This is a genomic window from Candidatus Aquicultor secundus, from assembly GCF_002791875.1.
In the GTDB taxonomy this organism is placed as follows: Bacteria; Actinomycetota; Aquicultoria; order Aquicultorales; family Aquicultoraceae; genus Aquicultor_A; species Aquicultor_A secundus.
Genome location: NZ_PFNG01000187.1, coordinates 269 through 4,870, shown reverse-complemented (window position 1 = coordinate 4,870; position 4,602 = coordinate 269). Strand labels below are relative to the sequence as shown.

The 4,602-nt window shown below is 53.7% G+C and carries 3 protein-coding genes; all 3 read right to left on the bottom strand.

The genetic code is table 11. The annotated features are described in order from the left end of the window. The coding region (locus tag COY37_RS07980; protein WP_286977128.1) for a MetQ/NlpA family ABC transporter substrate-binding protein at positions 1-909 on the bottom strand (909 nt) is incomplete at its 3' end. Positions 910-1,021: 112 nt separating this feature from the next. Continuing rightward, positions 1,022-3,595, bottom strand: coding sequence for a cation-translocating P-type ATPase (locus COY37_RS07975; RefSeq protein WP_286977125.1), 2,574 nt, complete (start codon positions 3,593-3,595; stop codon positions 1,022-1,024). 42 nt (positions 3,596-3,637) lie between these two features. After that, on the bottom strand, positions 3,638-4,602 hold a 965-nt coding region (locus COY37_RS07970), incomplete at its 5' end, for a transposase (protein ID WP_286977124.1).

Here is a 4,602-nt window from a genome sequence, read left to right as displayed (position 1 = left end):
ATCCTTGGTCGGAAGCTGGACTTCCGGATACGTGTTGATCTTATATGAGTTCTCGATCGGCTTTGGCAGCTTGGCTTTATCGACAAGCAGCTTGCGATAGGCGTCGGGATTTTTATTGATCAGGCCTACGCCGTCATTTATGCCTACGAGCAGGCTTTTGACTGCGGTTTTATTCTCATCCTTAACCAAGAAATCTTTTCTGAATACGAGAACCGTCTGGGAGATGTTGGCGCCCTTCGTATCGTCGACGATTAGGTGTGCGCCTTGCTTTACTGCAAGAGCCAGCAATGGATCCGGCAACGCTGCAGCCTGCACCTGACCGCTCATTACGGCCTCCAGACGAACCGGCAGGGCCTTGATCTCGACTTTCTTGATATCGCTGTCATTGAGAGTGTTTTCTTTAAACAGCGAGTCGATGACATATTCGGTGATGGTGTTACTTGATGTGGCAATCGGCATACCTTTAAGTTGGGCGACTGTTGTCGCGGTGGATTCTGGAGGTACTACAATGCCGAAGCGCCCCTCGGACGGCACGGCCCCAAGCAAAATGCTCACGATGGAAACGGGGGTACCGCTTTGCTGCAGCGCGGCAACGGCAACGATATCACCCATAAAGCCGTCGATCTGACCGGCCTGAAGTGCCGCGTCGCGCTCCTGGGCGCTTTTAAACACGGTAACCTTTACCTCAAGGTCTCTGTTTTTAAAAATCCCCTTCTGGTCGGCGACATGGATAGCCAGGGTATCCTCGGTTGGAAGCGTTCCGATTCTGATGGTCGCGGGTGTAGATGTCGCTTTCTCTGTTGTGCTTTTGTCTCCTCCCGATGTGCTTGTTGCGGTTTTTGTGGTGCTACAGCCAATTGCCAGGAAGCTGAGCGCCAGGATAAGTAAACCGGCAATGATTTTCCTCATTAATCTCCTCCTTGGTAAAAAACAAACTAAGCAGGATATTAGCACAAAATAGGTGTGTATTGTACCGCTGGGCGGGGTGTTTTCTGGTTAATCGGTTGTTGGATGGATCCGGCTACGACATCAATTCCTGGTCCAGTGGCCGATTATTATGACTGCTGATCAGCTTTAGTCCTTCGAACCACAGGATACTTGCAATACCGGCGGTTAGGCAGACCGCTATGTCGATCGGATGCAAAATCGTAAAGCGGAAGAGACTTCGCAGGACCGGGACATATATTACAAGGGCAAGAAACAAAATTGCGCCGCCTATTACCCACCAGAGGGCGGCGTTCGGCGTACGACATGCCGCCAGGATATTCCGTGACCAGGAGCGATTTGTAAGTATAAGGCCTAGGTTCGCGATGATGAGCGTTGTAAACGCGAGGGCGCGGGCATCTGTTGGGCTATGCCCCAGGTATAGCGCCGTGCGGTAAACCGATAGCACGATCAAAAGGACGCTTAACCCCTGCAATATGCTTATAGTCATAAGTCTGCGCCCAAAAAGCGGCTCTCTGGGATCGCGGGGCGGGCGTTCCATTACATCGGCCTCCTCGGGTTCGGCTTCAAAAACTACAGAGCTTGCCGGGTCGATAATAAGCTCAAGGAAGACGATATGAACCGGCAGGAGTACGAGCGGCAGGTCAAAGAGCACCGGAATAAGCGACATCCCGATGATGGGAACATGAATGGCAAAGACGTAAGAAAGCGCCTTTCGGATGTTGTCGAAGATCCTGCGTCCAAGTTTTACCGCCTGGACGATGGATGCAAAGTCGTCGTCGAGAAGCACAAGCGATGCAGCCTCGCGGGCAACGTCGGTGCCCCGTCCTCCCATGGCGATACCGATATTTGCCGCTTTAAGCGCCGGGGCGTCGTTTACACCGTCGCCGGTCATGGCAACGATCTCGCCGGTAGCCTTTAGGGCGCTCACCAGGCGCAGTTTTTGCTCGGGGACAACGCGCGCAAAGATATTCACTGTTTTAACGCGCTGCTCAAGCTCAAGCTCGTCCATCTGCTCAAGCTCTGCCCCGGTCATGAATTCATCAACACGGGTAAGACCGATTTGGCGTGCGATGCTTTGCGCGGTGCCGGGGTAATCGCCGGTAATCATCACTACCCTTATCCCGGCATCATAGCACTCTTTTACCGACTGCGGGACGGTCGGGCGCACCGGATCGGAGAGCCCGATCAACCCCAAGTATTCAAAATCAAAGTCGTGCTGTATTGCTGGAAATGTAGCCCCTTTATAGTGTGCCTTGGCCACGGCAAGAATACGCAGGCCTTCATTTGCCATTTCGTTGATATTCCGGGCAAGGTCCTGCATCTCAGCCTCGTTGAAATGGCAAAGGTTGGCGATAGCCTCAGGGGCGCCTTTGGCGGCGATCACGTACTCATCGCTGTTCGGTGACTTCCAAACGTGCGACAGGGCCAGCAGCTCGGGGGACAAGGAATATTCGTGCACCAGATTCCAGTCGCCGTGCAGGTGCTCGGTGTGGGCAAGGTAATGCCCCCCAAGCTCCTTAAACGCCTTCTCCATGGGGTCAAAAGGATCGCGCTCGCTCGCCAGGATGCTGAACTCCACGATCTGGTGATACTTCTCGGGGAGCGACACGGGCGCGTTATAGTCGACTTTATGATACTCGCCGCCGGCGTAGATTTTGCTTACGGTCATGCGGTTAAGCGTGAGTGTGCCCGTTTTGTCTACACAGAGCACGGTGGCCGAGCCCAGCGTCTCAACCGCGGGAACGCGCCGTGTAAGCACGCGGTTTTGCGAGATTCGCCATGCACCGAGCGCCAGGAATACGACAAGGATGACCGGGATTTCTTCCGGGATAGTCGCCATGGCAAGCGTAATGCCCGCAAGAAGACCATTAAGCCAGTTTCCCCTGGTAACTCCGTAGGCTATGACAACGAGGATCGCGAGTGAGAGTGCCACTATTGCCAATGTTTTCACCAGGCCTGCGGTTTTCTCCTGCAACGGCGTCTCCTGGGGTTCAAGCTCGCGCAGCGCTTTTCCGATTTTGCCCATCTCGGTATTAATACCGGTCGCCAGAACTCGCGCTATTCCCTGGCCGGAAACGACGAGCGTCCCGGAGTACACAAACGGCAGGTCTTCACCGCCCGGGCGTGTTATATGCATCTCTCCATCCCAGGGAGTTTTCCTGACCGGTACCGATTCCCCTGTTAGAAGCGATTCGTCGACGGAAAGGTCGTTGCTTGACAACATGACGGCATCCGTCGGCACGCGATCGCCCTCGGTCAGCACCATAATATCCTCGCGCACGACATCACGGCCCGCTATCCGCTCTTCCTTGCCGCCACGGATAACGAGCGCACGCGGGCTTGAGAGATCGCGAAGCGCCTCGAGCGCCCGCTCGGTTTTTCGCTCCTGGTAAAAGGTAATCCCCATGACGACAAAGACAAAGCTTAAAAGAAGCACCGCCTCCTCTATATCGCCCACTATCAGATAGATTGCGCCGCCCGCAACGAGCAGCAAAAACATCGGTTCGCGGATGACCTGAAATGCGATGGCGAAGATATTACGCCTCTGGGTTGAAGGAAGTTCGTTATAGCCTTCTTGCCTGAGCCTGTTGGCGGCCTCGGCATCGGAAAGACCTTTGATGGATTTAATGTCAATGTCATTTAACATAGTCTTTAGTTTAGGGGACGTTCTTAATTTAGGCAAATAAGTCTACATCAATAACCGCTCGCTGGACTCTTTGCCCCGCTTTAACCGAAGCGCAGTGCAGACAGCCGATGGCGTGATATTTAAGGTCGATGCGATCTCCGCCGCTCGTATGCCAAGATGCTGTGCCCCATACCATATGAGCGCATCTCGAGCGCTTACGATAGTAGGTCGCCTCGAGCCGGAGCATAACTCAGCGTCCGTAAGGCCAAATACCGTGGCAACGATTTGCTTCAGTTCCTCAAGTGATACTTTAGGGGCTTGATCCCTGGGCGGGTGCTCTATGTTAGCAAGAACTGCCTCGACAAAGCTGCTCGCTCCTAAGATGCGCTCATCAAAAGCGCCTGTTGCAGCGCGCTCACTCCGCTCTCTTATTTTAAGACTTCTCTTTAAACCGCCACCGGATAGCTCATAATTCGAGCTGCGCTCCAGCCCCTCCTGCATAAACGTAGCCAGTCTTTCACGAGGAGAGCGCTTGCCGGCAAAAAGCGAAAGAGCATGCTCTGACGCAAACCAAGAAAGCTTCACCCTGCCCATGAGTGCGGCATGCCCCGCATAAGGCCAGCGCTCAAGCGCATCAAGTCCGTTAATCGTCCCTGCACGTACCGGATTCAAGTGGATATAGCGGATAAGTTCGAGCAGATAATTTTCCTCATCGACAACAAAAGATTTGTATCGATTCTGAAACAGGTGCCCGCATCGCTTGTGCCGGTGGTTGAAGTAGATGGCATAGCGCGTTAGTAAGCGCCGCATAAAGGTCGCAAGCGGCATGGCAAGGGTTCGCACACACAGATGGATGTGGTTTGGCATCAAACAGAAGGCATAGATGTGGTTGTTATCACCGCCCGCAAGTTTACTTATTTGGGCAAAAAGCGTACGTCTATCGGCATCGTCGACAAAAATCTCTCTTCGCTCGATGCCGCGCGCAATAACGTGGTGGACTAGTCCTGGCGCATCAAGGCGTGGTTTCC

What these genes read in the sequence shown, in the direction of transcription:
- COY37_RS07975 (WP_286977125.1), bottom strand. Translation starts at nt 3,595, where the DNA reads ATGTTAAATGACATTGACATTAAATCCATCAAAGGTCTTTCCGATGCC.